Source organism: Gemmata sp. SH-PL17 (assembly GCF_001610855.1).
GTDB lineage: Bacteria > Planctomycetota > Planctomycetia > Gemmatales > Gemmataceae > Gemmata > Gemmata massiliana.
Window position 1 is genome coordinate 5,904,931 of the sequence record NZ_CP011271.1, and the last position, 21,694, is coordinate 5,926,624.

21 protein-coding genes and 1 pseudogene are annotated in these 21,694 nt (G+C 60.9%); 11 read left to right on the plus strand and 11 right to left on the minus strand.

Annotation, left to right across the window (positions count from 1 at the left end; translation table 11 throughout):
* Positions 1-51: 51 nt before the first annotated feature.
* A protein-coding gene (locus VT84_RS24360; protein WP_157469788.1) for an IS630 family transposase occupies positions 52-1,190 on the plus strand; the annotation gives its coding sequence in 2 pieces (ribosomal slippage) (positions 52-484 and positions 484-1,190; 1,140 coding nt in all).
* 97 nt (positions 1,191-1,287) lie between these two features.
* Here VT84_RS24360 and VT84_RS24365 read toward each other — a convergent pair.
* Complete coding sequence (locus tag VT84_RS24365) at positions 1,288-2,406, minus strand: ISAs1 family transposase (protein WP_082841313.1); 1,119 nt, start codon at positions 2,404-2,406, stop codon at positions 1,288-1,290.
* 85 nt (positions 2,407-2,491) lie between these two features.
* Between VT84_RS24365 and VT84_RS42400 the strand changes: the two genes are divergently transcribed.
* Positions 2,492-2,575 carry a transposase family protein gene (locus VT84_RS42400; protein ID WP_410000406.1) on the plus strand — a complete coding sequence of 28 codons (84 nt, stop codon included), beginning with the start codon at positions 2,492-2,494 and terminating at the stop codon, positions 2,573-2,575.
* Positions 2,576-2,707: 132 nt separating this feature from the next.
* On the opposite strand, the gene tnpC is transcribed toward VT84_RS42400, so the two are convergent.
* From tnpC to tnpA, 4 genes are read right to left on the minus strand one after another with little or no spacing between them, the layout of a single operon-like run.
* Positions 2,708-3,898 carry an IS66 family transposase gene (gene tnpC, locus VT84_RS24370; protein WP_082841314.1) on the minus strand — a complete coding sequence of 397 codons (1,191 nt, stop codon included), beginning with the start codon at positions 3,896-3,898 and terminating at the stop codon, positions 2,708-2,710.
* Between the two features lie 12 nt (positions 3,899-3,910).
* The gene (locus VT84_RS24375; protein WP_082841315.1) at positions 3,911-4,255 is read right to left on the minus strand and encodes a hypothetical protein; all 345 of its coding nucleotides are present in this window, start codon (positions 4,253-4,255) and stop codon (positions 3,911-3,913) included.
* Between the two features lie 45 nt (positions 4,256-4,300).
* Positions 4,301-4,615: an IS66 family insertion sequence element accessory protein TnpB gene (gene tnpB, locus VT84_RS24380; protein ID WP_082841316.1), complete on the minus strand. Its 315-nt coding sequence runs from the start codon at positions 4,613-4,615 to the stop codon at positions 4,301-4,303.
* Positions 4,616-4,656: 41 nt separating this feature from the next.
* Positions 4,657-5,034, minus strand: coding sequence for an IS66 family insertion sequence element accessory protein TnpA (gene tnpA, locus VT84_RS24385; RefSeq protein ID WP_052560408.1), 378 nt, complete (start codon positions 5,032-5,034; stop codon positions 4,657-4,659).
* 192 nt (positions 5,035-5,226) lie between these two features.
* Here tnpA and VT84_RS24390 point away from each other — a divergent pair, with 192 nt between their 5' ends.
* Positions 5,227-6,342, plus strand: coding sequence for an ISAs1 family transposase (locus tag VT84_RS24390; RefSeq protein WP_082841317.1), 1,116 nt, complete (start codon positions 5,227-5,229; stop codon positions 6,340-6,342).
* Between the two features lie 17 nt (positions 6,343-6,359).
* Positions 6,360-6,683, plus strand: a pseudogene (locus VT84_RS24395) (integrase core domain-containing protein); the annotation flags it as partial.
* A gap of 46 nt (positions 6,684-6,729) precedes the next feature.
* On the opposite strand, the gene VT84_RS24400 reads toward VT84_RS24395, so the two are convergent.
* The 6 genes from VT84_RS24400 to VT84_RS38875 all read right to left on the minus strand — a co-directional run bounded on the left by VT84_RS24400 (position 6,730) and on the right by VT84_RS38875 (position 12,623).
* Entirely contained in the window at positions 6,730-9,480 is a 2,751-nt protein-coding gene (locus tag VT84_RS24400; RefSeq protein ID WP_052560406.1) for a hypothetical protein, read from the minus strand.
* A gap of 754 nt (positions 9,481-10,234) precedes the next feature.
* Positions 10,235-10,996 (minus strand): transposase, encoded by a 762-nt coding sequence (locus VT84_RS24405; RefSeq protein ID WP_239465466.1) that lies wholly within the window; start codon positions 10,994-10,996, stop codon positions 10,235-10,237.
* Between the two features lie 275 nt (positions 10,997-11,271).
* Complete coding sequence (locus VT84_RS42405) at positions 11,272-11,439, minus strand: transposase (RefSeq protein WP_162271832.1); 168 nt, start codon at positions 11,437-11,439, stop codon at positions 11,272-11,274.
* Complete coding sequence (locus VT84_RS24415) at positions 11,436-11,612, minus strand: hypothetical protein (RefSeq protein WP_157469792.1); 177 nt, start codon at positions 11,610-11,612, stop codon at positions 11,436-11,438. Before VT84_RS24415 ends, VT84_RS42405 begins: the two co-directional genes overlap by 4 nt.
* 166 nt (positions 11,613-11,778) lie before the next feature.
* Positions 11,779-12,264: a winged helix-turn-helix domain-containing protein gene (locus tag VT84_RS24420; protein WP_082841321.1), complete on the minus strand. Its 486-nt coding sequence runs from the start codon at positions 12,262-12,264 to the stop codon at positions 11,779-11,781.
* 116 nt (positions 12,265-12,380) lie between these two features.
* On the minus strand, positions 12,381-12,623 hold the full coding sequence (locus VT84_RS38875) for a hypothetical protein (protein ID WP_157469793.1): 243 nt from the start codon (positions 12,621-12,623) through the stop codon (positions 12,381-12,383).
* A gap of 497 nt (positions 12,624-13,120) precedes the next feature.
* On the opposite strand from VT84_RS38875, the gene VT84_RS24425 reads away from it, so the two are divergent.
* From VT84_RS24425 to VT84_RS42410, 7 genes are all read left to right on the plus strand, one after another.
* Positions 13,121-13,981 (plus strand): exosortase/archaeosortase family protein, encoded by an 861-nt coding sequence (locus VT84_RS24425; RefSeq protein ID WP_052560402.1) that lies wholly within the window; start codon positions 13,121-13,123, stop codon positions 13,979-13,981.
* Between the two features lie 113 nt (positions 13,982-14,094).
* On the plus strand, positions 14,095-16,281 hold the full coding sequence (locus VT84_RS24430) for a polysaccharide biosynthesis tyrosine autokinase (protein WP_052560401.1): 2,187 nt from the start codon (positions 14,095-14,097) through the stop codon (positions 16,279-16,281).
* Positions 16,278-16,937 carry an exosortase-associated EpsI family protein gene (locus tag VT84_RS24435; protein WP_052560400.1) on the plus strand — a complete coding sequence of 220 codons (660 nt, stop codon included), beginning with the start codon at positions 16,278-16,280 and terminating at the stop codon, positions 16,935-16,937. Before VT84_RS24430 ends, VT84_RS24435 begins: the two co-directional genes overlap by 4 nt.
* A gap of 59 nt (positions 16,938-16,996) precedes the next feature.
* Positions 16,997-17,866, plus strand: coding sequence for a sugar transferase (locus tag VT84_RS24440; protein WP_082841322.1), 870 nt, complete (start codon positions 16,997-16,999; stop codon positions 17,864-17,866).
* Complete coding sequence (locus VT84_RS24445) at positions 17,811-19,121, plus strand: hypothetical protein (RefSeq protein WP_082841323.1); 1,311 nt, start codon at positions 17,811-17,813, stop codon at positions 19,119-19,121. Before VT84_RS24440 ends, VT84_RS24445 begins: the two co-directional genes overlap by 56 nt.
* An 86-nt stretch (positions 19,122-19,207) precedes the next feature.
* Positions 19,208-20,788 carry a lipopolysaccharide biosynthesis protein gene (locus VT84_RS24450; RefSeq protein WP_082841324.1) on the plus strand — a complete coding sequence of 527 codons (1,581 nt, stop codon included), beginning with the start codon at positions 19,208-19,210 and terminating at the stop codon, positions 20,786-20,788.
* 280 nt (positions 20,789-21,068) lie between these two features.
* Positions 21,069-21,557, plus strand: coding sequence for an acyltransferase (locus VT84_RS42410; RefSeq protein ID WP_410000407.1), 489 nt, complete (start codon positions 21,069-21,071; stop codon positions 21,555-21,557).
* The last annotated feature ends 137 nt before the right edge of the window (positions 21,558-21,694 follow it).

Consider the following 21,694-nt stretch of genomic DNA (forward strand, 5'->3'; position numbering starts at 1 on the left):
TGCGGGGTGATCTCGGTACGATTTTGATGTGTGGACCCGAAGGAGTCCGCCATGAAGAAATACCGCGTCACCCTGACCGCCGAGGAACGTGAATCCCTGGGCACGTTGGTCGCCACGGGTAAGGCGGCTGCCAAGAAACTGATCCACGCCCGCATCCTCTTGAAGGCCGACCAGGCCGACAGCGGTCCAGCCTGGACCGACCAACAGATCGCCGAGGCGCTGGACGTCAGCGTTGCCACCATCGAGCGGGTTCGGCAGCGGTTCGTCGAGCAAGGGTTGGAACCGGCCCTGGTCCGCAAGAAGCCGGACAAGCCCAGCCGGGAGCGCAAACTCGACGGGGCCGGCGAGGCGCGCCTGATCGCCCTGGCGTGCTCGAAGGTTCCAACGGGGCGTGTGGCGTGGACCTTGGAGATGCTGGCCGACAAGCTGGTCGAATTGAAGGTCGTGGATTCGATCTGCCCGGAGACGGTGCGCCAAGCGTTGCAAAAAACGAGATCAAGCCGTGGCTGAAGGAGCAGTGGTGCATCCCGCCGGAAGCCAGCGCGGGGTTCGTGTGCGCGATGGAGGACGTGTTGGAGGTGTACCACCGCCCCTTCGATCCGAAGCGCCCGCAGGTGTGCCTCGATGAGGCGAGCAAGCAGTTGGTGGGCGAGGTGGTGCAACCGATCCCGGCGGGACCTGGACAGCCCGAGCGGTTCGACTACGAGTACGTGCGTAACGGGACCGCGAACCTGTTCATGATCTCCGAGCCATTAGCGGGGTGGCGGCACGTAATGGTGACGGAGCGTCGGACGGCGAAGGACTTCGCCGAGGTGCTGCGGTGGCTGGCCGAGGACGTGTACCCGGAGGCGGACGCGATCGTGCTGGTGATGGACAACCTGAGCACGCACAAGTTGGCGAGCCTGTACGAGGCGCTCCCTCCCGAACAAGCTCGTCGGATCGCGGAACGGTTCGAGGTCCACTACACCCCCAAGCACGGGAGCTGGTTGAACGTGGCCGAAATCGAGCTGAGTGTACTGGCCCGCCAGTGCTTGGACCGGCGGATCGAATCCATTGACGAGCTGCTGAAGGAACTGGAGCCGTGGTCAGTTGAGCGGAACGATCGGGCCATCGGAGTGAATTGGCGATTCACCACAGCCGACGCCCGTATCAAACTTCGGCGGCTCTACCCCGCAGTTCAAAATAGTTGAACTACTAGACCGGTGGGAACCCGGAGGCCTGCCATGCCGGATCAGGAACTCGGTTTCATTCGCTACTTCGCGGCGTTGCCAGACCCGCGCGCAGGGTTCACGCACTATCTTTGTCTGTAATTCCTTGCAACACCTTCAATAAGTAGTCATCATCCCACCCGGCCCTCATGCGCCTGGTCTGGATACTGCCCTTCGTTCCGGCGCGCTTGAGCAGCGACACCGCGACGCGCCGGAGCATGCCCAGGTTGGCACCCGCGTGGCCGGCCCGGGCGCGGCTCTCGTCCTCTCGGAACGACACGTCGAGTACCCAGTGGAGCCCGTTCTCGATACCCCAGTGGTTCCGGATGTACCCGGCCAGCACGTCCGCGCCCACGCTCGTCAGGTAGTAATGAGCCGTGCTCTCGCCCCGGACCCCGTTCACCGCCCGCTCCCGGCACACCAGCGCCACCGCGCCCACATCCGCCCAACCGCCCGGCAACCCCTCGGGGCTCTCGACTACCGTCACGTACCGCTCCTCCGCGCGCCCGTGCCCCGCACACACCTCCGTGGCCATGTCACACCCGGCGAATGCGGACTCCCCGGCCCGCGCGAACACGTCCGCCACCGCGTCCCGCAACCCCTTCTGGTTCCCCTTCACGCACACCAGGTAATCCCCGCCCGGCGCGCGGATCTGGGCCACCGTCGCCTTCTGACAACCGGCCGCGTCAATGGTCACCAGTGCCCCGGCCAGGTCCAGGGCCCCGAGCAGGTCCGGGATCGCGGTGATCTCGTGCCCACCCTCGGGCACCGCGCGCATGCCCAGGATCAACCGGTTCTCCACGGCCCACGCCTCGACCAGGTGCAGGCACCCGGTGAACGTGCCCTCGGGTGCGCGCCGGGCACTCTTCCCGTCGATGGCCACCTGGACCAACCCGGTCGCTTCGCATGCGCTCGCCATCCAGCGCCCGAACCGGTCCGCGAACGCATCCGGGTCCAACGTGGCGAACACCCGGCCGAACGTGTCGTGACTCGGAATCCCGTTACGCAACTCAAGGAACCGCTCGAAGAACTCCTGCTTGGCCGGTCCGTACTCGGCAATCTGTTCCCACCCGTCGGCCCCGGCGATGATCGCGCACGTCGCGATGGTCAGGATGTCGGTCAACAGGTGCAACTTGTTCTCCGTATCGCGGCGCGGGTCGGGTACGTCCGCGAACACTGTGGCGAGCGGCAAGGACATCGGGAATCCTCCGGATGCCTTCGGTGTAGCCGTAAACACGCACCGGGTCACGGGTTCGTAGTGCGCGCACCCTGCAGGGGTGCGCGTGAACCGGACCAAGAAGCACGCACTCTCGGACATCCTCGGCGTGACCCTGTGCGCGGTCATCTGCGGGGCCAACAGTTTCTAGGAGATCGAGCGGTTCGGCGAGGCACAGGAACCGTGGCTCAAGCGTAAGCGCTCGGCGAATCACGTTGCTGGTGACGGAACGGGAATAGCCCGCTGATCACACGGGATCAGCGGGTTCGAGTGTCGTAATTGCTCACGTAGATTTCTGCGGCGCTGAGTTCGTGACGGGTCGGTCGCGGGTGCGGTTGAGCAGCCACCGATCGGGTAGCCAGTCGCGTAGTTGCTCGGCGGTTGGTTTCTCACCCAGCGCGAACAATCCCGGCAGCGATTCGCGCAGGTATGCCCACGGGTCGATCGACAGGTGCTTGCACGTCCCGACGACGCTGTACAGGGTCGCGGCCGTTCGACCGCCCACTTCACTCCCCACCACGCCCCAGTTGTTCCGACCCACGGCGACCGCCCGAAGGGTCCGCTCGGCGAGATTGTTATCCATCACCAGGTAGCCCGCATCTCGGTACCGGACGAGCGCCGCCCAGTTGTTCGTCGCGTACCCGATTGCATTCCCCAACGGGGACTTCGGTAGCGCACCGGCGCGCGTCAGGTCCAACCAGGTCCGCAAGTCGCTCAACGCCCCTTCCGACTCCCGCACACGGATCGCACGACGTTGCTCTTCCCGAATCGGCCGTTGCTCGTTCGCGACCGCGTCGTCCGAGGGGGCCAGTAGCGGGGGCAACGCGCGCTCGATCGCGTACAACCGGCCGATCAGTTCCAGCGCCCGGCCGGCACGCGCGTCACCGGCGTCGTGCGCGGCCACGAACTTCCGGCGCGCGTGCGCCCAGCAGCACACGTGCCGGACCTTCTCCGCCCGATACAGCCCCTCGTACTGGGCCAGCGCATCGGCTTGGAGGTAGCCGTCGTAACCGTCGAAGAACGTGCGCGGCCCGTCGCCCGTGTAACCGGTCGTGAAGTCGAACACGACGTGCGGGTACTCCGCGTCCCCGATCGCCACCCACAAGTGGGCTCGCGTCGTGCGGTCCTGCCCCTCAACGCGCAACTTCACGGGCGTGTCGTCGGCGTGGATCACGCGCGACCGCAACAGGCGCTCATGCATCAGCGCCACCAACGGGTCGAGCAATTCGGCCGCTTGCTTGAGCCAGCCGCCGAGCGTGGACCGGGCGACCCCGACACCCGAGCGCGCGAGTTGACCGGTGAGCCGATGCACGGGGACGTGGTCGGCGAACTTGGCGGTGATGACGCGCGCCAACAGGCCCGGTCCGGCGGTCACGACCCGCTGCTCGCTCGGTGTCGTGGGGTCGCAGTGCCGACACGCGAAGCTCCGCTTACGGGTGCGGAGGGCGAAGAACCGGGGCGGGTCCAGGTCCAGTTGCTCGGCCCTCTACTCCCCGATGCACTCACGGGCCCGACCGCAGACCGGACACGGCTTCTGTTCGTCGGTCAGGTCGTGAACCACGTCCCGACGTTCGAGGTACTCGGGCAATGCCGAACGCCCGTGCTCGTCGCGCCGGCGCGCGGGCATCGGGTCGGCGGATATGGGCGCGGGCTTTTTGCGCTCGCTGCGGCGACCGAACCGGTGCTTGGTGGCCGCAGCGGGCTTGCTCTTCAGCTCGGCGCTCTCGGCCCGTAGGCGCGCCACCTCGGCCAACAGCTCACGGACCAGCGCCTGAAGCGCGGTCACGTCGGTCGGGAACGCGGCGTCGGGATCGGCCGAGAGGGCATCCATGCCCGGATGATGACCACGGCGCGAGGTGCCGGCCAGCAAAAAGTGTCAACCTCGGGTCGCGACCTCGAACCGCTTGAACCGGCGGACCCGGGACAGGTCGATGCCATCGAGGATCATGGCGAACTGCGCGGGCGAGAGTTCGACGCCGGCTTCGGTGGCGCCCTTCGCCTCGGGGAAGTGATACCTTCCCGCTTCGCGTCGCTGGCACCACAGGCACAGCCCGTGGCCGCCCCAGTACAACACCTTCACACGACCGGCGGTTCGGTTCCGAAAAATGAACAGGTGGCCGCTCATGGGGTCGGCCTTCAGCCGGGACTGGATCAGCGCAAAAAGCCCATCGAATCCCAAGCGGAAGTCCACCGGCGTCGGCGCGTACTAGAGCTTAACCGAGGGCGGGATCGTCAGCACGAAATTGCTCCCACGGCCCGGAGCAAAGCCGCCACCTGTTGGGGATCGCAATCGGGCGCGAAGCGGAGCACGGCACCCGAGGGGAGCGCGACCTCGACGGCCGGCGCGGGTCGTGCGATCCGTACGGGGATGACGGTAGGGCCGTCGAGTGGCTCCGTGGCGGTCTCGGCCGCCAGTGTTCGACGCCACTGATAGAAGGCCGGGACGGAAACGCCCTCGACCGAACAGAACTGGGCGACGGTGACCCCAGCGGAGCGGAACCGCTCGATCCGCTCGATCCACTTCTGCCGGGTAGCCGCCGGATCACGGCGCGTGCGAACCGGATCGGTGGGCACACTCGGCGGATCGACGGGAAGAACTAACTCGTTCATCGCAGAACCCTCGGGTAGAGAAAACCAACCCCGAAGGTAACTCACATGTCAATGACGTGATCCGCCAAGCGCGTACGGTACTCCTCGACCTCGGACTCCACCAAACCTGGGGAAGGTCCAGGGCGTGCGCACTATGAACTGCTGACGATATAGGCGTTTACGTCTACACCGAGGGTATCAGGAGGATGCCCGATGCCCCTTGCACTGACCACGGTGTTCGCGGACGTACCCGACCCTCGGATCGAAACCGCCAACAAGCTCCACAAGCTCACCGACATCTTGGTGATCGCCACGTGCGCGGTGATCGCCGGGGCCGACGGGTGGGAGGAGATCGCCGAGTACGGCCAGAGTAAGGAGGACTTCTTTCGGCGGTTCCTGGCGCTACCCCACGGGGTTCCGAGCCACGACACGTTCGAGCGCGTGTTCGCCAAACTCGATCCCGATGCGTTCGCGGACCGGTTCGGGCGCTGGATGTCGGAGCTGTGCGACTCGACCGGGCTGACCCACATCGCGGTCGATGGCAAGAGCGCGCGGGCGTCGGCCCAGGACACGTTCACCGGGTGCCTGCACTTGGTTAGCGCATGGGCGACCGAGAGCCGCCTGATCCTGGGCCAGCGGTCGGTGCCCGAGGGCGGACATGAGATCACCACGGTGCCCGACCTGCTGGGGGCCCTGGATCTCAACGGCGCGGTGGTGACACTGGACGCGGCCGGGTGCCAGAAGGCGACAATCGAGCAAATCCGCAAGCAGGGCGGTGAGTACGTGGTGTGCGTGAAGGGGAACCAGAAGGGGTTGCACGACGCCGTGGCCGACGTGTTCGACCGCGCCGGGGATGACGAGTTCGCCGGGTGCGACATGGCGGGCGAGGTCGGTGCGGGACACGGGCGCGCGGAGGAGCGGTATGTGACCGTGGTTCACGACCCCGAGGGCTTACCGGACGGTTGGTCGGGTGTGAGTGCGGTGGCGCTGGTGTGCCGGGAGCGCCGGGTGAAGGGTCAGAAGAACGAAGGCACCGGGCATTATTACATTACCAGTCTGAAGGTGGGTGCGGGGCAGTTGGCGGGTTACATCCGCAACCACTGGGGCATCGAGAACGGGTTGCATTGGGTATTGGATGTGGCGTTCCGAGAGGATGATAGCCGCGCCCGAACGGGACACGCGGCCGCGAACTTGGGGATGTTGAGGCGCGTGGCCGTGTCGCTCCTGAAGCGTGCCAAGACCAAGGGCAGCATCAAGACCCGGCGCATGAAAGCCGGGTGGGACGACAACTACCTATTGCAAGTTATCCAAGGAATCACGGCACAATAAAGTGCGCACGCCCTGGGGGAAGGTCAGAGGTGTTCAACACCGACCAGGGGGTGCAGTTCACGGCCGGGGCGTGGGTCGAGCGGGTCGAGGCGGCCGGGGCTCGGGTGAGCATGGACGGGCGGGGCCGGTGCCTGGACAACGTGTTCGTCGAGCGCCTGTGGCGGAGTGTGAAGTACGAGGACGTGTTCCTGCGGGGGTACGAGTCGGTGCCCGAGTTGGAGCGGGGGCTGCGGGCGTACTTCGCCTTCTACAACGAGGCCCGGCTCCATCAGTCGCTCGGGTACAAGACCCCGGTCGAAGTGTACCGGGCGGGAAGGTCAAAAGAGCCGGCGAGAGCGTAGCTAAGAATCGCCGGGTTTTGGTCTCGACAATGGGGTCCACTACAGATCAAACTGCGATGAGTTGCACCGACTGCTTCCCAACTCCGGCCGTTACCAGGTGGCCGACGCCCGCTGCACTGACCTGAAGGTTAACAGCGGCACCGCCGTTAACACTAACCCGCCACTGCTTCGTCGGGTCGAGGTCGGCCAAATACACATCGCTGGTAGCCGTTCCCGCTGTAAAGGATACGCTGTAGCCACTCGTCGTGACGCGCCCTGCGGCTTGGGCACCGAACATGACCAGCGCGTCGGGCTGGCCGCCCCGTTGCACGAGCGCCCCTTGAGCCTCGCCGCCCTTACTCTGGACAAGGGAATTGACGAGTTTCGTCCCAGAGGTCGACGCCTGAACAACGTTCAGCATGGTCTGCCACTCACCGGGGTTCTGATTCGAGATGCGAACCTGGTAGCCGTCTTTCTCGTCCGCAGTGAAATCCGTGTTCCCGGCCCACATTACCGACTCGTCATACGTGCGTATCGTCTGGGCACTTGTGGACAGCGAACTGACCGACACATTCTGCCCGCCCTCGGTCGTCCAAGAAACTCCGTTCTTCGTCACGGTCGGAGCGACGGGAGCGTGGATGGTCCACTGAGCGAGGGCGGGCGCGGCTTCGATCTTGGCACGATCAGCCGCACGGTAACGGTCATAACCGGCTACAGTTCGCGGATCTTTCGCATTGACGCGGTCGAAACTAATAATCGTCGAAGACTTACCGTCAGCCGATGGTAGGTAGAAAAGGCTGCGGGTCCATTCTTTCAGGAACGCAGCGGGCGGTTGATAGTACGGGGCAACATAGTAATCACCACCCGTCGTTCCAACACTGTAAGAATACGAACCGTTCGCGCCGAACTCGTTTGCTACCGCCGAATGCTGGGCCATTGTTGAGAGCCCAGCGATCATCATGCTATTTGCAGATTCCGCACTTACAGCCGTCGCTCCGTACCCGAGAGGGCGGGTGACGGCCCACTCACCGTTTCGATACAGAGCAAAATCGCCCATGTATGTCGTTTCGTGATCAACACCAAAGTGGTTACCCATGTCGCTTACGAAGAGAGCACCATTAGCTCCCGTACCATCGCGGAAATAGGACGTTCCGCGCCCTGAAGCGTAGTACCCCGCACTGAGGGTGCGCCAGTCCGCGACCGCCGCATACGGGTTGTAAAAATTGAACAATTTCGCGTCCATCGGCTCAGCACTCAGATAACCCCGCGCGCCGTACTGCTGAACAAGATCCTTAACCAATTGATTCGCATACAGCCCGACCGTTGGATCATTCTGAGTCAAGCCTCCCAGCATGCCTAAAAGCGATGTACGCCGTACAGAAAGTTCTAATTCGTGAGGATGTTCATTATCCCCCCATGAGAAAGAATCTTTCAAATCAGGCGTGAGCGCAGCAATCTGCGCACGTGCAATTTGAGGAATCAATTGTGTCACTTCGGGGAAATAATCTTTGCCCGTGGCAGTGCGAACACCGGAGACCCCCTCGAGGAGCAACTGAAGTGTATTGATATTGTAACTGCTACTTTCAATAAACTCCCCGCCTGCCGCAAGACGGGCATAGTGACTGATTGCGTTTCGTGCGGTGGCCATGTTCACCCCGGTCGCTACGAGGCCACCCACAGGGGTACCGGTCGCGTCCTGCGAAACCTGATCGAGCCAGTGACTTCCGGTCACCAGGTCCGTGAACGCCAAGCCGAAGTACTGACCAATTGTTTGGTCGCTGTCCGTAACGCGGAACCCGCCCTTGTAGACCGGAGTGTTAATCGCCAAGGACCACTTCGCCCAGGTATTCAGTCCGGCGACATAAGTCGACTTCTGGCTCTCTGTCAGTGCCGGTTTGAGCCAGTCGTAGAACTGAGCGTAAGACATGAAGTACTGACGGACCTGATTAGCGCTCGTGGGTCCAGCAGTAATCACGGGCTGTATAGCCGCCCATGCTTTGGCCGCGTAGGTCCGATCACCGGTGACTTGGTAAGCCAAGACGGCCCACTGACCGTAGTCCCCGTATCGTTGGCTCTTAGTTGCCGTTCGGTCGGCATTGTCACGAATGAGTTGCCACCAGGGATCGTTTTCCCCGCGCATCCGATTCCATACGGCTTGCTGTTGCGTTGTCCAGAGCAGACTGGGAGTAGAACCGGTAGGCGAAGGAGCCGTTGTCGGCCACGCTGCGCCAGACCCGTTCGTGGAATTCGGTGCCCCTGGGGTCTTGGGGGGAGTTGTCCCGGCCGGCGCGATTGTCAACCCCGCGAGCGCGAAATTCCCATTAGCCCCTCCGCCGTCGGCAATGCGGAAATTGAGCTGGCCGTCTTTAACTGTCACACGATAAGTGGGGCGAATGAACTCGCCGGCTTGGGTCGTGAGATTTGTGGCGACCTGGCTCCCTTCGAGCCAGAGCCCGACCTTATCTCGCACCAACCCCGAATCGCCCAGGGTGGGGCTTACGTCGTAAGTACCGTTCGGGAGATCGACTTTAAATGTTGCATCTGAGCCGAAAACGAAATCTCGGTTCATCGGATCGGCAATGTTTCGGCTCGCCGTCATGAGCCAACTGCCGTTGGATACGCTCGTCCACCCCGCGCCGTTCGCCGCACCGTACAGCTCAAGCGCATGCGCGACCGCCCCTGCCGCGACCGGCTTACCAAGGGGGCCGAAGTCATAGGCGAGAGCGGCCATCAGTTCACGTTGTTCCAGTTGCTCCGCCTGCAGTTGCTTGCTTTGGTCGTGAGAGCGCGTCACCTGTTGCGAGCGAGTGAAAGGCATCAATCATCCCTTAATTTGATAATTCTGCTAGAATAAAATAAAATCTAACAGAATGCGGTTCTATCTACTCGGGCGTGCAGATTGCGAGTCGCCGCACGAGGAGACGCTTGAACGGGTGAGCTGTGGTAGTCGTTTGGGGGTGCCGAACCCTAGAACGGTGAGGGGACATGTCAAGAGTGGGCCACGGCGAGAGTGCCCGTCTAGCAACCAGTCAGGCGCGAGCATATTCAGTCCCACGGGTTGAAAATACGCTTACACGAAACTCCATTTGCTGCGCACACCTTTTCGGAACCGTCACACGAACCAAGAACCTTGACTCGGAACGAGAATCTGCGCGGCGGGCGATGCCGCACTAACCTCCGGTCTACAATAATTAATACCCGGCACGAATTGACAATAAAAAAGCTGGCACTAACAACCCGAGCAGAAATATCATGAAGCACTCGCATGCCGCCTATAAATGCGCGATCTGACCGCGTTTTTTTTTTTCGAGATTTGTTTGGCCACTACGAATTCTGCTCCTGTTTGTCCTTCGCTTGACAGGCGACGACAGTTTTTTCAATCCTCCTCACTCACAAAGCCATCACACTGAACGACCACTGCCTGCCTTAAATCGGCTACAAAATACAGTCATTGCTTCCACCGGCTTTGTCAAAGCCGGTAGCCCATCGCACAAACCAAATGCCGCGCCAATAGACTTGTTGCGCAATAGGCGCTGATCCAGGCGTACTTCGGCCATACAGTCGTGTGGCCGTTATCCGTACACGCGGTTGTGGAGGCCCGCGACGTTCTTCATCATCACCGTGTGGCGCCGGAGCGGATTGCGATACCGGTCTGAGGCGATGCGCCAGATCTTCATCTTCCCGATCCCGTGTTCGGCCACGATCCGCTCCTTCGCCAACCGCCGATTCGCGTGCCTCTGCTCGTCACTCAGTTGCCCCTTCCTCGGCTTCTTTTTGGGTACCCGTAAGTGGCTCCCCTGATACCCACTATCGCCCGATTTCGGCACGCCCTCGGGAACCTGCAACCGCGACCGGTCGTACACCTTCTTGTCGCGAACGCGCCCCTTCGCCCCCTTCGACACGGCCTTGATCCGCACCTTCTGTTTCTCGCCCGGTCCCTTGCGCGCCCGCGTCACGACCACGTGATGCTTCACCGTGTGACGCTTCTTCTTCCCCGAGTAACTGCGCCGTTGGCCTCGCGTGGGGCGATTCACGGGTTGCTCGGTCGCGTCCACGAACACCGCTTCGAGGTCGCCCGGATCGATGCGCACCTTGTTCTCCGGGATGCGGAACACACCGGTCATGCACAGGCTCAGTTCCTGAACCTTTCGCGACACCGTTCCCTTATCCACGCCGAACAAGAATCCCACGAACTCCTGCGTGATGTACGCCCGGTAGTACAGCCGCGTCAGCAACAGCCGGTCGGCCAACCGGAGCTTCGCCTTGCGCCCGGCACCGGGCTTGCGCTGCCGAGGCCGGTTCGCCGATTGTTTCGCCTTTCGAGCGAGCCACACCGGCTCCAGATCGGTCAGGAGCTTGTCGAACGCGCCGGCAGTTTGTCCCGTAAACGCGCGAAAGAACGACGACTTCCGAACCAGCTTCTCATAATTCGTTATGCCGTCCGAATAGCCAGACCCCGCTATTTTGCAACGAGTCTAATACTTATGAACCCACGGCAAAATGCGTCTCTCTAAATCACTACTGTCCAGAATGTAAGCAAAGCTACCCGTTTGGAGGCTCTGGGAAAGGGAGTTCGGAGCCATCCCAGAGCGCTCTCAACAAGGCGGCGTTACACTTCAATCGGATGAGCCGGTCGAGGATCTCGGGGAACGAAGTTCGACAGTTGGGCGTACTTCAACCAACTCCACACGAGTTCGACCGGGTTCAACTCGGGTGCGTAGGGCGGGAGTCGCTCCAGGTGCACCCGTGTATTGCGGCGCAAGAGCGCGCGTATCACCAGACCCTTGTGTGTGTGTGATTGGAGTCACCATCCCACACCACGAGCACCTTCCCCGAGAGCGACCGCAGGAGGTTCCGGAGGAACGCGACCACCTCACCGGCCCCGAAGTACCCGTCGATGCGGTTGGCGAAGTACAACCCGAGGCGCCGGGTCCGGGGCGACACGGTCACGGCCCCGATCACCGACACCTTGTGGCGCCGCCCCCGTCCCCGCGGATCACCGGAGTGCGCCCGCGCGGAGCCCAGCTCCGGCGCCCGCGCGGAGCCCAGCTCCGGCGCCCCCGCGGAGCCCAGCTCCGGCGCCCCCGCGAGTTCAGGAACAACCCGGCCTCGTCGATCAGGACGAGGTGGGCGCGTGCGTCCCGGGCCTTTTTTGAATCCGCTTCCAGTCCCGGGCCACCCACCGGTCGATCCCCGGTTGGTCCCGTTGCCGGGCCGGGCGCGCGGGCTTCTGCGGGGAGCAGTTGCGCGCCGAGAGCCACTCGCGCAGGTAGCTCGGGTGGAACCGGACCCCGAATCGCGTGTGGATCACCTCGGTCACCCGGCGCGCGGTCCGCAGGTCCGTATCGAACCCGTATTCGGTCGGGGATCGGCCGAGCCGCCCGAGCACCTGGCACTCTTGGGCGCCGGTCAAGAGCCCCGGGCGCCCGGGTGTGGGTTTGGCCTTCAGACCCTGGGCCACGGTGCCCCAGTGCTGGGCCACGGTGCCCCAGTGCACACCCAAGAACGCGGCCACATACTTCTGCGACCACCCCTCGGCGACACGCTGTACCGCCAGCAGGCGACGCGCCTCCAACTCCACCGCCGTTCCTTTGCTCCTCATACCCAACAACTTACAACTACGCCCTCAACTGAGTAGCTTTGCATTCCTGCGAGGCATCAAACCGTTCTCATGCACCGAAACATCCGTACCAAGTGCGTCACCTCAAGCATCGCGTGTCAGGGCACCCCACTGGAGTGATTACCCATCAAACCGATGGCGGTCAGCGACAATCGTGGCACCACCGGGCAATTCAGTGTCGGCAATTGGTTCCGTGGACATGTCAATTCGGTGGTTAAAGCATCACCGATCTGCACCTCAAAATACGCTGTTCCAAAGTTGAGGCCACAAAGAAACAGCAAAGCGATCTCGTTTTTCCGCGCCGACAGTTTTTTGGGGTTGTACGCCAATTTAGTGGCCACTAAATTACATGTCCCATGACGCCCGGTGCGGGATGAGACTTCATTTCAAGTTGCATTCCACTCAAACAACTTGGGAAACCACCATGACGCTCCACACACACACCACAGCACCCTCATTTCTTGCGACACCTTACCCCTCGACTGTTCTGAAACACCATTCTCCCAATAGTTTGCACGCCTAACGACACATCCTCCACACAACTTTTTTCTTTTTATTCGGAACCATTACTTGGCAAATTGCAACGAACAATCAAAACATTACAGCCAGACTGCTTGCGACAACGAAAACACTATAGAAACCTAGACTTACAGCAATCCGGCGCAACGGTACAATTAATGCCGGACTAAAACACGACTGCCACAAGAAGCTCAGCAATTTTGGCAGTCGCCACAATACCAACAACCGCAACTGCAATCACTCAAAAAAGACCAGGCAACACCTGCAGCAACAACGCGGCTTAGTCCGGCCCACAATTAAACTTGGCAGGCTCGTTTTCATGTTTTCTAACCCCGCCCAGCGATCGCTTCTGCTATCGGCTGTTGTCTCGTTTGCCCTGTTGGGTTGGGCATACTGGGACACGCTCGAAGCCATTGGCGAACGGTGGGCCACGGACCCACAGTACTCCCACGGTTTTCTGGTTCCCGTGTTCGCGGGTTTTCTGCTCTGGAGGCGCAGAGAACTGCTGTCGTCTACCGACTTCCGTTCCCGGTGGTGGGGGAGCGCGTTAGTTCTTCTCGGCGTGGGCCTGCGGTTCGCGGGCTACGCGTTCTACCAATCGTGGCTCGACGCGGGCTCGTTCCTCGTTGTTCTGGCCGGCCTCACGGGAGCCGCGGGGGGGCGCCGGGCACTGATTTGGGCCGGCCCCGCGATCCTGTTCCTGGCATTTATGATCCCCCTCCCCTACCAAATCCAAATGATGCTAGGGGGAACGCTCCAGCGCGCGGCCACGCACGCCAGCACCTACGTCCTCCAGACGCTCAGCGTCCCGGCCGTGTCCGAAGGCAACATCATCATCCTGACCGATAGCCGGCTCGGGGTGGTTGAAGCGTGCAACGGCCTGAGCATGCTGATGACGTTTTTCGCGCTCTCGACCGGGGTGGCTATCCTCGCCGAACGAAGAACGTTTGAACGAATACTCATAGTAGCAAGCGCCGTCCCCATTGCGATTGCCGCGAACGTCGTTCGGATCAGTCTCACGGGCGTCTTGTTCGAGTTGCAACGCGGCGAATGGGCACGTGTGGTGTTTCACGACCTGGCCGGGTGGCTGATGATGCCGCTCGCGCTGTTGCTGCTCTTGGGCGAGTTGTTCGTTCTAAAGCGCGCGATTCTTCACGTGCCGAACGAAGCCGTTGCGTAACGCGATCAGACCCCCGCACCCGGGTGCGAGCACCAAGCGATCTCGAAAGTGGATTAACCCATGACCCCAATAAATAGCAACGGGCAGCCCCCCCCGAAAAGCGAGCCAGCGGCTTGACCGGCCGGGCGATCCTCAACGCCGTGAAGCGGCGCCCCTTCACGTTACTCGGGGTCGCGCTGCTCGCGGCCGGTACGGGGGCCGCGGTTTGGCTCTTTCTCCCGCTCCCGAAGGCGACCGCAGCCACCGTGTTTCACGTCTCGGCCCAGGCCCCTTCGGTCCTCGGACAAGCGGACGGACAGGCGAACTTTGTTTCGTACCGGGCGTCCCAGATTGCTACGATCAAGCGACAGCGGACCCTGAACAATGTGATCAAGGTTCCCGCCGTCGAGAACCTGGCGATCGTCAGAAAGAGCCCCAACCCGGTCGCGTGGCTGGACCACGCGATCAAGATCGACGCACCGGCCAACAGCGAGTACATGCGCGTGTCCCTCGAAGGGGACGACGCCACAGAGTCGAAAATCATTCTGGAGCACCTGAAGACGGCGTACCTCGCCGATGTCGACCTGCGTGACAACGGGGCCAAATGGAGCCGCTTACAAAAACTGGAAGAAACGAAACGGGGGTACCGCTCGGAACTAGAGAAATTCCACAAGCAAATTGACACGATCGCTGCCGCACTGGGAACAAAAGACGAAGCCACGCTGATGACCTTCGACTCGTTCCTTCGTGACGAACTCCGCCTCGCTCAACGGGACCTGCAAAACGCCCGAGAAAACCTCGAATTGGCGAAGCCAACCCCGAAAATCGGGATCAATTCGTTGGACGAAGAAGGGGCCGCGTTGACGCTGCCGTGGGATCTCGGGGTCGTCGAAATCGTTCCGCCCCTTTCCCCGGCCGAGTTGCGCGCCCAAATCGATGCCGAAATACGCCAAGACGCCCAACTCAAGCAGCTTGCTGAGGCCGCAGCCTCAGCGAAGGAGCGATTGAACAAGGTCAAAGAACGGTACCAAGAAGGCGAGCGCCCCCCCACAGTTATCAAGGCCGAAGACGACCTAAAAGCCGCAGAATTGAGGCGGGACAAACACCGCGACGAACTGGGGACTACGCTGGCGAGAGAGGTTCAAAAGAAACACGCCCAGCAAGAGATCCTGCGCCGCGCCGAAACCCGAAAACAGATCAGAATATTGGAGAAGCGGTTCGCCCTCGCCAAAGAAAAACACGACAACATACTAAGAAAAATATCCCAAACAAACGATTACAAAATTGAATTAAGCACGATCCAATTTTCGATCGGGCAAACAGAGAAGCTAAACCAATCTCTCGGAGAAACGATCGAACGTCTGAAAGTGGAACTCGGCGCCCCGTCGCGAGTGACCTGCTCGGAAGAGCCGTTCATCGTCACCGGGATCGAGGGGAACCGGAGGCTGAAGTACACCGTACTCGCGGCCCTCGCCGTTTTCGGGATCGGGTTCGCGGGTACCATCGGCTTGGAGACCCGGGCGCGGCGCGTCACCGACACCGACGACGTCACGAAAGCCCTCGGCGTGCGCTTGCTCGGCACGGTACCTGCCGCCGGCCAAGAATCGGGAAAACCGGGCGCACCGCCCCCCTCGCTCGTCGAGGCCATCGACGCCACGCGCACGATGCTGGTACACGGCACCGACGAACCCGACTTGCGTGTTCTGGTAGTCACGAGCGCCGTTTCGGGCGAAGGGAAGACCTCTTTGACGGGGCATCTGGCGATCAGCTTGGCCCGAGCCGGGTTCCGCACATTGCTCGTCGACGGGGACCTCCGGTCCCCGACCGCGCACCGCGTGTTCGATGCCCCGCTGGCACCGGGCCTTTGTGAGATCCTCCGGGGAAGCACCAGTGTCCTGGAGGCCGTTCGCCCGACCGGAATTCCTGGCCTTTCGGCCCTCACCGCCGGCCAGTGGACCCTGGCCACGCGCCACGCGCTCGTCGGCGACCGCTGGCGCGAGACCAAGGACCAACTCAAAGCCGAGTTTGATTTCGTGGTTGTGGACACCTCACCGCTACTCTTAGTGTCCGATACGCTGCTGCTCGCACGCGAGGCGGACGGGGTGGTCGTTTCCGTTTTGATGGGCGTCAGCCAAGTCGCGCTCGTGGACGAAGCCGTAACTCGCCTCCAAGCCGTCCGAGCTAAAGTAACCGGGGTGATAGCAAACGGCGTGCGCCACGCGGCTCACGCGTACACGCACGGGTACGGCACCGTCGACCCGGTTGAGCACACCCCAGCACCGGCCATTTCCGCGAGCCCGGTTACCACTGAAAGGGAATGACCGTGCGACTCACGATCGGACCGTTATTATTGTGCGCCGTGATTTTGGGCGCGGCCGGTGCAGTCCACGGGATCCAAACGGACCGATGGGGCACCTCCCCGCATCTCGAGCGCGCGATCGAGCGCCTGCCCCAGGTGCCCCCTAATGTGGGGGACTGGAACGGCACCGATGTTCCGCTTGAAGCCAACGATATGGCCCGGGCCGGGATCAGAGGGTGGGCGTTTCGTGTGTATAAGAACTCGCAAACGCGAGAAGAGGTATCGGTTCTCTTGGTCTGTGGGCGCGGCGGACCAATCAGTGTGCACACCCCGGACGTGTGCTACGCCGGCGCGGGTTACCGGCAATTAGCCGACGCGGCGACACAGGAAATGAAATGGGACGATGGAACAACGGGAACGTTTCGGGTAGCCCGGTTCGGGAAGCCGGGGATCGTCCCCTCTCAACTCGAGATCTACTGGACCTGGTCGCGCGACGGGCACACGTGGCAGGCCCCGAATAACCCCCGATTATCACTCGCTCGTGCGCCCGCCCTGTACAAAATGTACGTGATTCGGCAGTTCGTCGCCGGATCACGTGAGGAGAACGTGAGTTCGTGCCACAAGTTCCTTCAACGGGCCATACCCGACTTCAATCAGGCGCTCGCCCCGTCCGAGTGACGGCGAGCCCGCCCCTGTACTTTTAATCGCTCATCCTCCCGTCAATTGGATCGAACGATATGGTCGCCCAAAGTCACCAGTGCCCCCCTGGAGCGCCGTCAATCCTTACTCGCGCCGTTCCTCTGGGTTCCGTTTCCGAAAGCCGGACGAAGCGCGCGTGCGACGTCGCATTCGGTTGCGCACTCGTTCCGTTCGTCTTTCCGGTAATTTTGGTTCTCTGGGCGATCGTTCGGCTGACTTCCCCCGGTCCCGGTTTTTACTCCCAAGTTCGTGTGGGGCGAGGCAGCGAGCTCTACCGGATCTACAAAATCCGGACGATGGCAAATAATTGCGAGGCAAAAACGGGAGTGCAGTGGGCGAGCAAAGGCGACGCCCGTGTGACACCCGTCGGGCGGGTGCTCCGCAAACTGCACCTCGACGAACTTCCACAACTCTGGAACGTGATTCGAGGTGATATGAGCCTCGTAGGGCCGCGCCCGGAGCGCCCGGAATTCGTCGTGCCCCTGTCCGCGGAAATCGAGGGGTACCCGGAACGACACCGCGTCCGCCCGGGCGTAACAGGGTTGGCACAAATTCAGCTACCGGCGGACTCGTCCCTGGAGTCCGTTCAAACCAAACTCGTTCTCGATCGCTATTACGTCGAGAATGGGAACTTCGGGCTCGACCTCCGCATCATGCTCGGGACCGTCGTGTACCTCTGCGGGCTCTCTTACGCTCGGGTGCGCCGGGCCGTGTGGCTCCCGAACCCTTTGGCAGAGTGCGAGACGCCCCCCCCCCCGCTGAGATCGAAACTCTTCTCCGTGGCGATCCGGTTACCAGCGCGCGTGAAAGTTCACTCGCGGAAAGCGACTTCTCCTCGTGCGGCGGGGCGCAATGAATTTCGTCCTGTTTTTGCTCCTGAACGCGGTCCTGCTGTTGCGCCCGGATGATTTGTTCCCGGAACTCGCGGGGCTACGACTGTACCTGCTCGTTATCGTCCCGTGTGTGATGCTGTCGCTCCCGCAACTCATGCGGTTACTGACGCTCGATTCTCTCCGACAGCGCCCGGTGGCGGTTTGCGTGCTGTTGTTTTTCGCATCAACTATCATTTCTTTTGTCGCGCACGGGCGCATCGGCGAGGCGTTCTTCGAGTTCGGTCCAGAATTCGCAAAAGTCGTTCTGTATTATTTTCTGCTGATCGCCGTTGTTGACACCCCTGAACGGTTCCGCACGTTTGTCAGCACTCTCGTTGTGCTAATTGGTATGCTCACCGCAGTCGCCCTCGCTCAGCAGTACGGGATCGCTCATTTTCCGAGCATCACGCCGTGCATGCAGGCCGCAATCGATCCGGCCTCCGGCGAACGGTACGAGTTCCCTCGCTTAGTGAGCGGAGGAGTTTTCAATGACCCGAATGATCTTTGCCTTATTTTGGGCTTAGGTATTCTCTGCTGTGTCTATTGTTTGACGACGAATCGAAACGGGCCGATTGGGTTAGTCGTATGGGCGTCCCCGATCCCCTTGTTCGTTTACGCACTTTTGGAAACGTACTCTAAGGGCGGGTTGTTAGGGATCCTGACCGGCGGCAGCGCCTATTTGTACTCGCGCTACGGCGGCCCCAGATCTCTGCCCCTTGCGGCTACCGGGGCGGTACTTATTCTCGCCGCAATCGGGGGGCGACAAGGTGACATCTCGGGCGGGGGCACGGCCCACCAGAGGCTGATGTTCTGGGCCGAAGGCATGACGACCATTTTTGCCCAACCGCTCCTCATTCCAACGGGGCTCGGAATGGGGTGGTTCCTTGCAGAAACAGGGCACGTTGCCCACAACTCATTTGTTCAGGCGTACGTCGAATTCGGCGTTTTCGGCGGCGGCACATTCTTGGCTATGTTCTACACCAGCGGCCGCCTTCTCGACCGAGTCGGGCGGGGAATTTTGGCACCCACTTGGGCCACACAGTCACGACACTTTACCTTTGCTGCGGTCGTGGGTTACGCAGCCGGGTGCTACTCGCTGACGCGAAATTTCGTGATCCCAACGTACCTAATTCTGGGTCTCGCTTCCGTCATACTCGATCAAGCCGCCCCGACGCTACCCGAGCGCTATTGTGTGAGCAGTGGGTGGCTCGGCCGGATCGTCTTGATAAGTATTGCCGGCTTCATTCTTATCAAAATAGCCACACAAGGATTAGGCACCATAGGCGTGTGAATTGTCGCCAAAACAGGCAATCTCGCTCGATACAAACAAGATTCGCGCAGAACATTTGTCAATAATAATACCGAGAGACAGAGCGAGTGAGCAACAAACAAGCCATCAAACGCAACGTACTCTGGAACAGCGCCGGTCTCGCTGTTGAAGTAGCAACGGGATTTCTCATCCTCCCCTTTCTCATTGCCAGGCTCGGCAACGAGATGTACGGCATCTGGCTCATATTGGGCTCGCTCACCGTTTACCTCAGCATGCTCGAGCTTGGCGTTCGTGGCTCAATTGGGCGCCACATTTCCCTCTACCACGCGCGCGAAGATCAAACCAATGTCAACCGCACACTTACCGCCGGCACAGTGCTCCTTTTTTGTGCCGGAGCAATTATCTTCCTTGCACTAATCGCGGCAGAACAATTTTTCTTTCGCCTGTACCCCGCCCCCGACGGAACACACGCCCACGTCGCCCTCACCTACCGGCTCATGGCCGCAAACATTGCCGTCATCCTAATTGGAACAGCTTTTGATGCGGCATTATGGGGCTATCAACGTTTCGACTGGATCAACGCGGTCGACATTCCGTTTTCACTTATCAGAACCGTTTTAACTCTTTCGCTGGTTCACTCCGATAAAGACATTACCACGTTGGGGTTCATCACACTCTCGCTCTGGACCGCAAGTACCCTCTGCAAAGCTTTTCTAACGTTCCGAGCGGATCCAAAATTGCGAGTCGGCACCTGCCACCTAAGCAAATCGAGCTTCCGGGAACTACTGGGGTACGGGAGTTGGAATGTTATCGCCACATTCGCAAGACTTTCACGCACTCAACTGGCCCCGATATTCCTTGGCTCGTACCTGAGCCTCGCAATCGTCCCGGTGTACGCCATTGCCGCTCGACTCGTAGCAGCAACAGTTGCCGCTATGAATGCCGCTACGGGCGTGCTAACGCCACACGCGACATCGCTCCACGCCACCAACCAAACAGATCGGCAACGTCAACTTCTTATTATTGGCAGCCGGTACTCAACCACTTTCGGCATATTCATCACCGCGTACCTGTTTATTCTCGGCGCCCCACTTATCGCGCTCTGGGTCGGCCCGGATTTCTCCTCTGCAGCGACCCTATTAACAATTCTTATACTCGGGGAATCCTTGCCATGCACTCAGTACGTGACTAACGGCATCATCCTCGCCACGGCGCGGCATCGCACCCTTGCCGTATTCGCTCTACTAGAAGCTATCGCCATTTGCGTCATTATGGTCGCTCTACTCCCGAGCCTCGGACTAATCGGAGCCGGATTAGCACTGGCCGTCCCGGCGTTTTTCACCCGAGGCGTCGCGCCACTAATCCAAGGGTGCCGCATTACCGGCGTCCCGGTAATACAATATCTAAAACAAGCCATCGCCCCTCCGATCTTGTGCGCCGTCATTCCAGCGGTCGCCCTTAAAATTGCAATCGCGTCCCACCCCGCCACATCCTGGCTCACGTTCGTTACATACTCGACAACCTACACGGCTCTATTCGCGCTCTGCCTCTGTGGTACGATCAGTAATAAAAAAGAACGGCTGTCTAACCTCAGGGCCGGCGCCTTGACGTGGCTGTCCCGATCCGCACGTAGGAAAAAATCAAAAACGATACCGGCGAGAATCAACCAAACAACTGACGCCCCTTAAACGCCCCACCGAGCCTACTACCTGAAAAAGCATCATGAGCGCAATCAAAAAACTCCGTCAAGGCAAAGGGCCGTTCTGGGGCGGACTAAAACGTTTGGCCAAATCCGTTCTTTGTTTCCACCTTCCCGTAAACAAAGCAACCGCTCCAATTTTCCGCGCGTGTTACCACCTTCACGTCCTGATACGAGAGGGCTGGATATGGGGGTGGCGATTTATCTGGAACGAGCCACTTTTTCGCAGCCAGTGTAATTCAGTGGGGGCGCGTTTCCAAATGGAGGCCATGCCCTACCTCACAGGGAAAGGCCGCATCCACCTCGGAGATGGCGTTCGATTATCCGGGAAGCCTTCGTTTGCATTCGGGCGCGCCGGAGCAGAAGGCGCGCCCGAATTAGTAATTGGCGACGACACTTTTATCGGGCACGGTTGCAGTTTTAGCGTCGGCCGGTCAGTCCGGATCGGGCGGCACTGCCTACTCGCGTCCGGAGTAACGGTACTTGACATGGACGGGCACCCGGTCGACGCAAATCGGCGCCGAGCCGGCGACCCTACTCCGCCCGAATCTATCGCCCCCGTTATTATCGGTGATGATGTCTGGATTGGACGTGGAGCCGTTATCCTCAAAGGGGTCTCAATAGGCCACCGGGCAATAGTAGCAGCCCACTCGGTCGTAACAAAGAATGTTCCGGCCGATGCAATTGTTGCCGGAAATCCCGCTCGTGTGGTTAAAGAATTAGTAGCAGCGCGCGACCAGACCCAACAAGGCGCCTAATATTTACCTTCTACAACAGCCCCACACAACCTAACAACGCACCGAAGCATACGAGCCCGAAGGATATCAAAAGTGCCCTCTCCGCTTCACATCACGCACGCCGTCCTCTCACTCGACGTCGGCGGTCTGGAACGGAT

What these genes read in the sequence shown, in the direction of transcription:
- VT84_RS24365 (WP_082841313.1), bottom strand. Translation starts at nt 2,406, where the DNA reads ATGTCCTTGCCGCTCGCCACAGTGTTCGCGGACGTACCCGACCCGCGC.
- VT84_RS24375 (WP_082841315.1), bottom strand. Translation starts at nt 4,255, where the DNA reads ATGGATGCCCTCTCGGCCGATCCCGACGCCGCGTTCCCGACCGACGTG.
- tnpA (WP_052560408.1), bottom strand. Translation starts at nt 5,034, where the DNA reads ATGAACGAGTTAGTTCTTCCCGTCGATCCGCCGAGTGTGCCCACCGAT.
- VT84_RS24390 (WP_082841317.1), top strand. Translation starts at nt 5,227, where the DNA reads ATGCCCCTTGCACTGACCACGGTGTTCGCGGACGTACCCGACCCTCGG.
- VT84_RS24400 (WP_052560406.1), bottom strand. Translation starts at nt 9,480, where the DNA reads ATGCCTTTCACTCGCTCGCAACAGGTGACGCGCTCTCACGACCAAAGC.
- VT84_RS24420 (WP_082841321.1), bottom strand. Translation starts at nt 12,264, where the DNA reads ATGAGGAGCAAAGGAACGGCGGTGGAGTTGGAGGCGCGTCGCCTGCTG.
- VT84_RS24425 (WP_052560402.1), top strand. Translation starts at nt 13,121, where the DNA reads ATGTTTTCTAACCCCGCCCAGCGATCGCTTCTGCTATCGGCTGTTGTC.
- VT84_RS24435 (WP_052560400.1), top strand. Translation starts at nt 16,278, where the DNA reads ATGACCGTGCGACTCACGATCGGACCGTTATTATTGTGCGCCGTGATT.
- VT84_RS24440 (WP_082841322.1), top strand. Translation starts at nt 16,997, where the DNA reads ATGGTCGCCCAAAGTCACCAGTGCCCCCCTGGAGCGCCGTCAATCCTT.
- VT84_RS24445 (WP_082841323.1), top strand. Translation starts at nt 17,811, where the DNA reads ATGAATTTCGTCCTGTTTTTGCTCCTGAACGCGGTCCTGCTGTTGCGC.
- VT84_RS42410 (WP_410000407.1), top strand. Translation starts at nt 21,069, where the DNA reads ATGCCCTACCTCACAGGGAAAGGCCGCATCCACCTCGGAGATGGCGTT.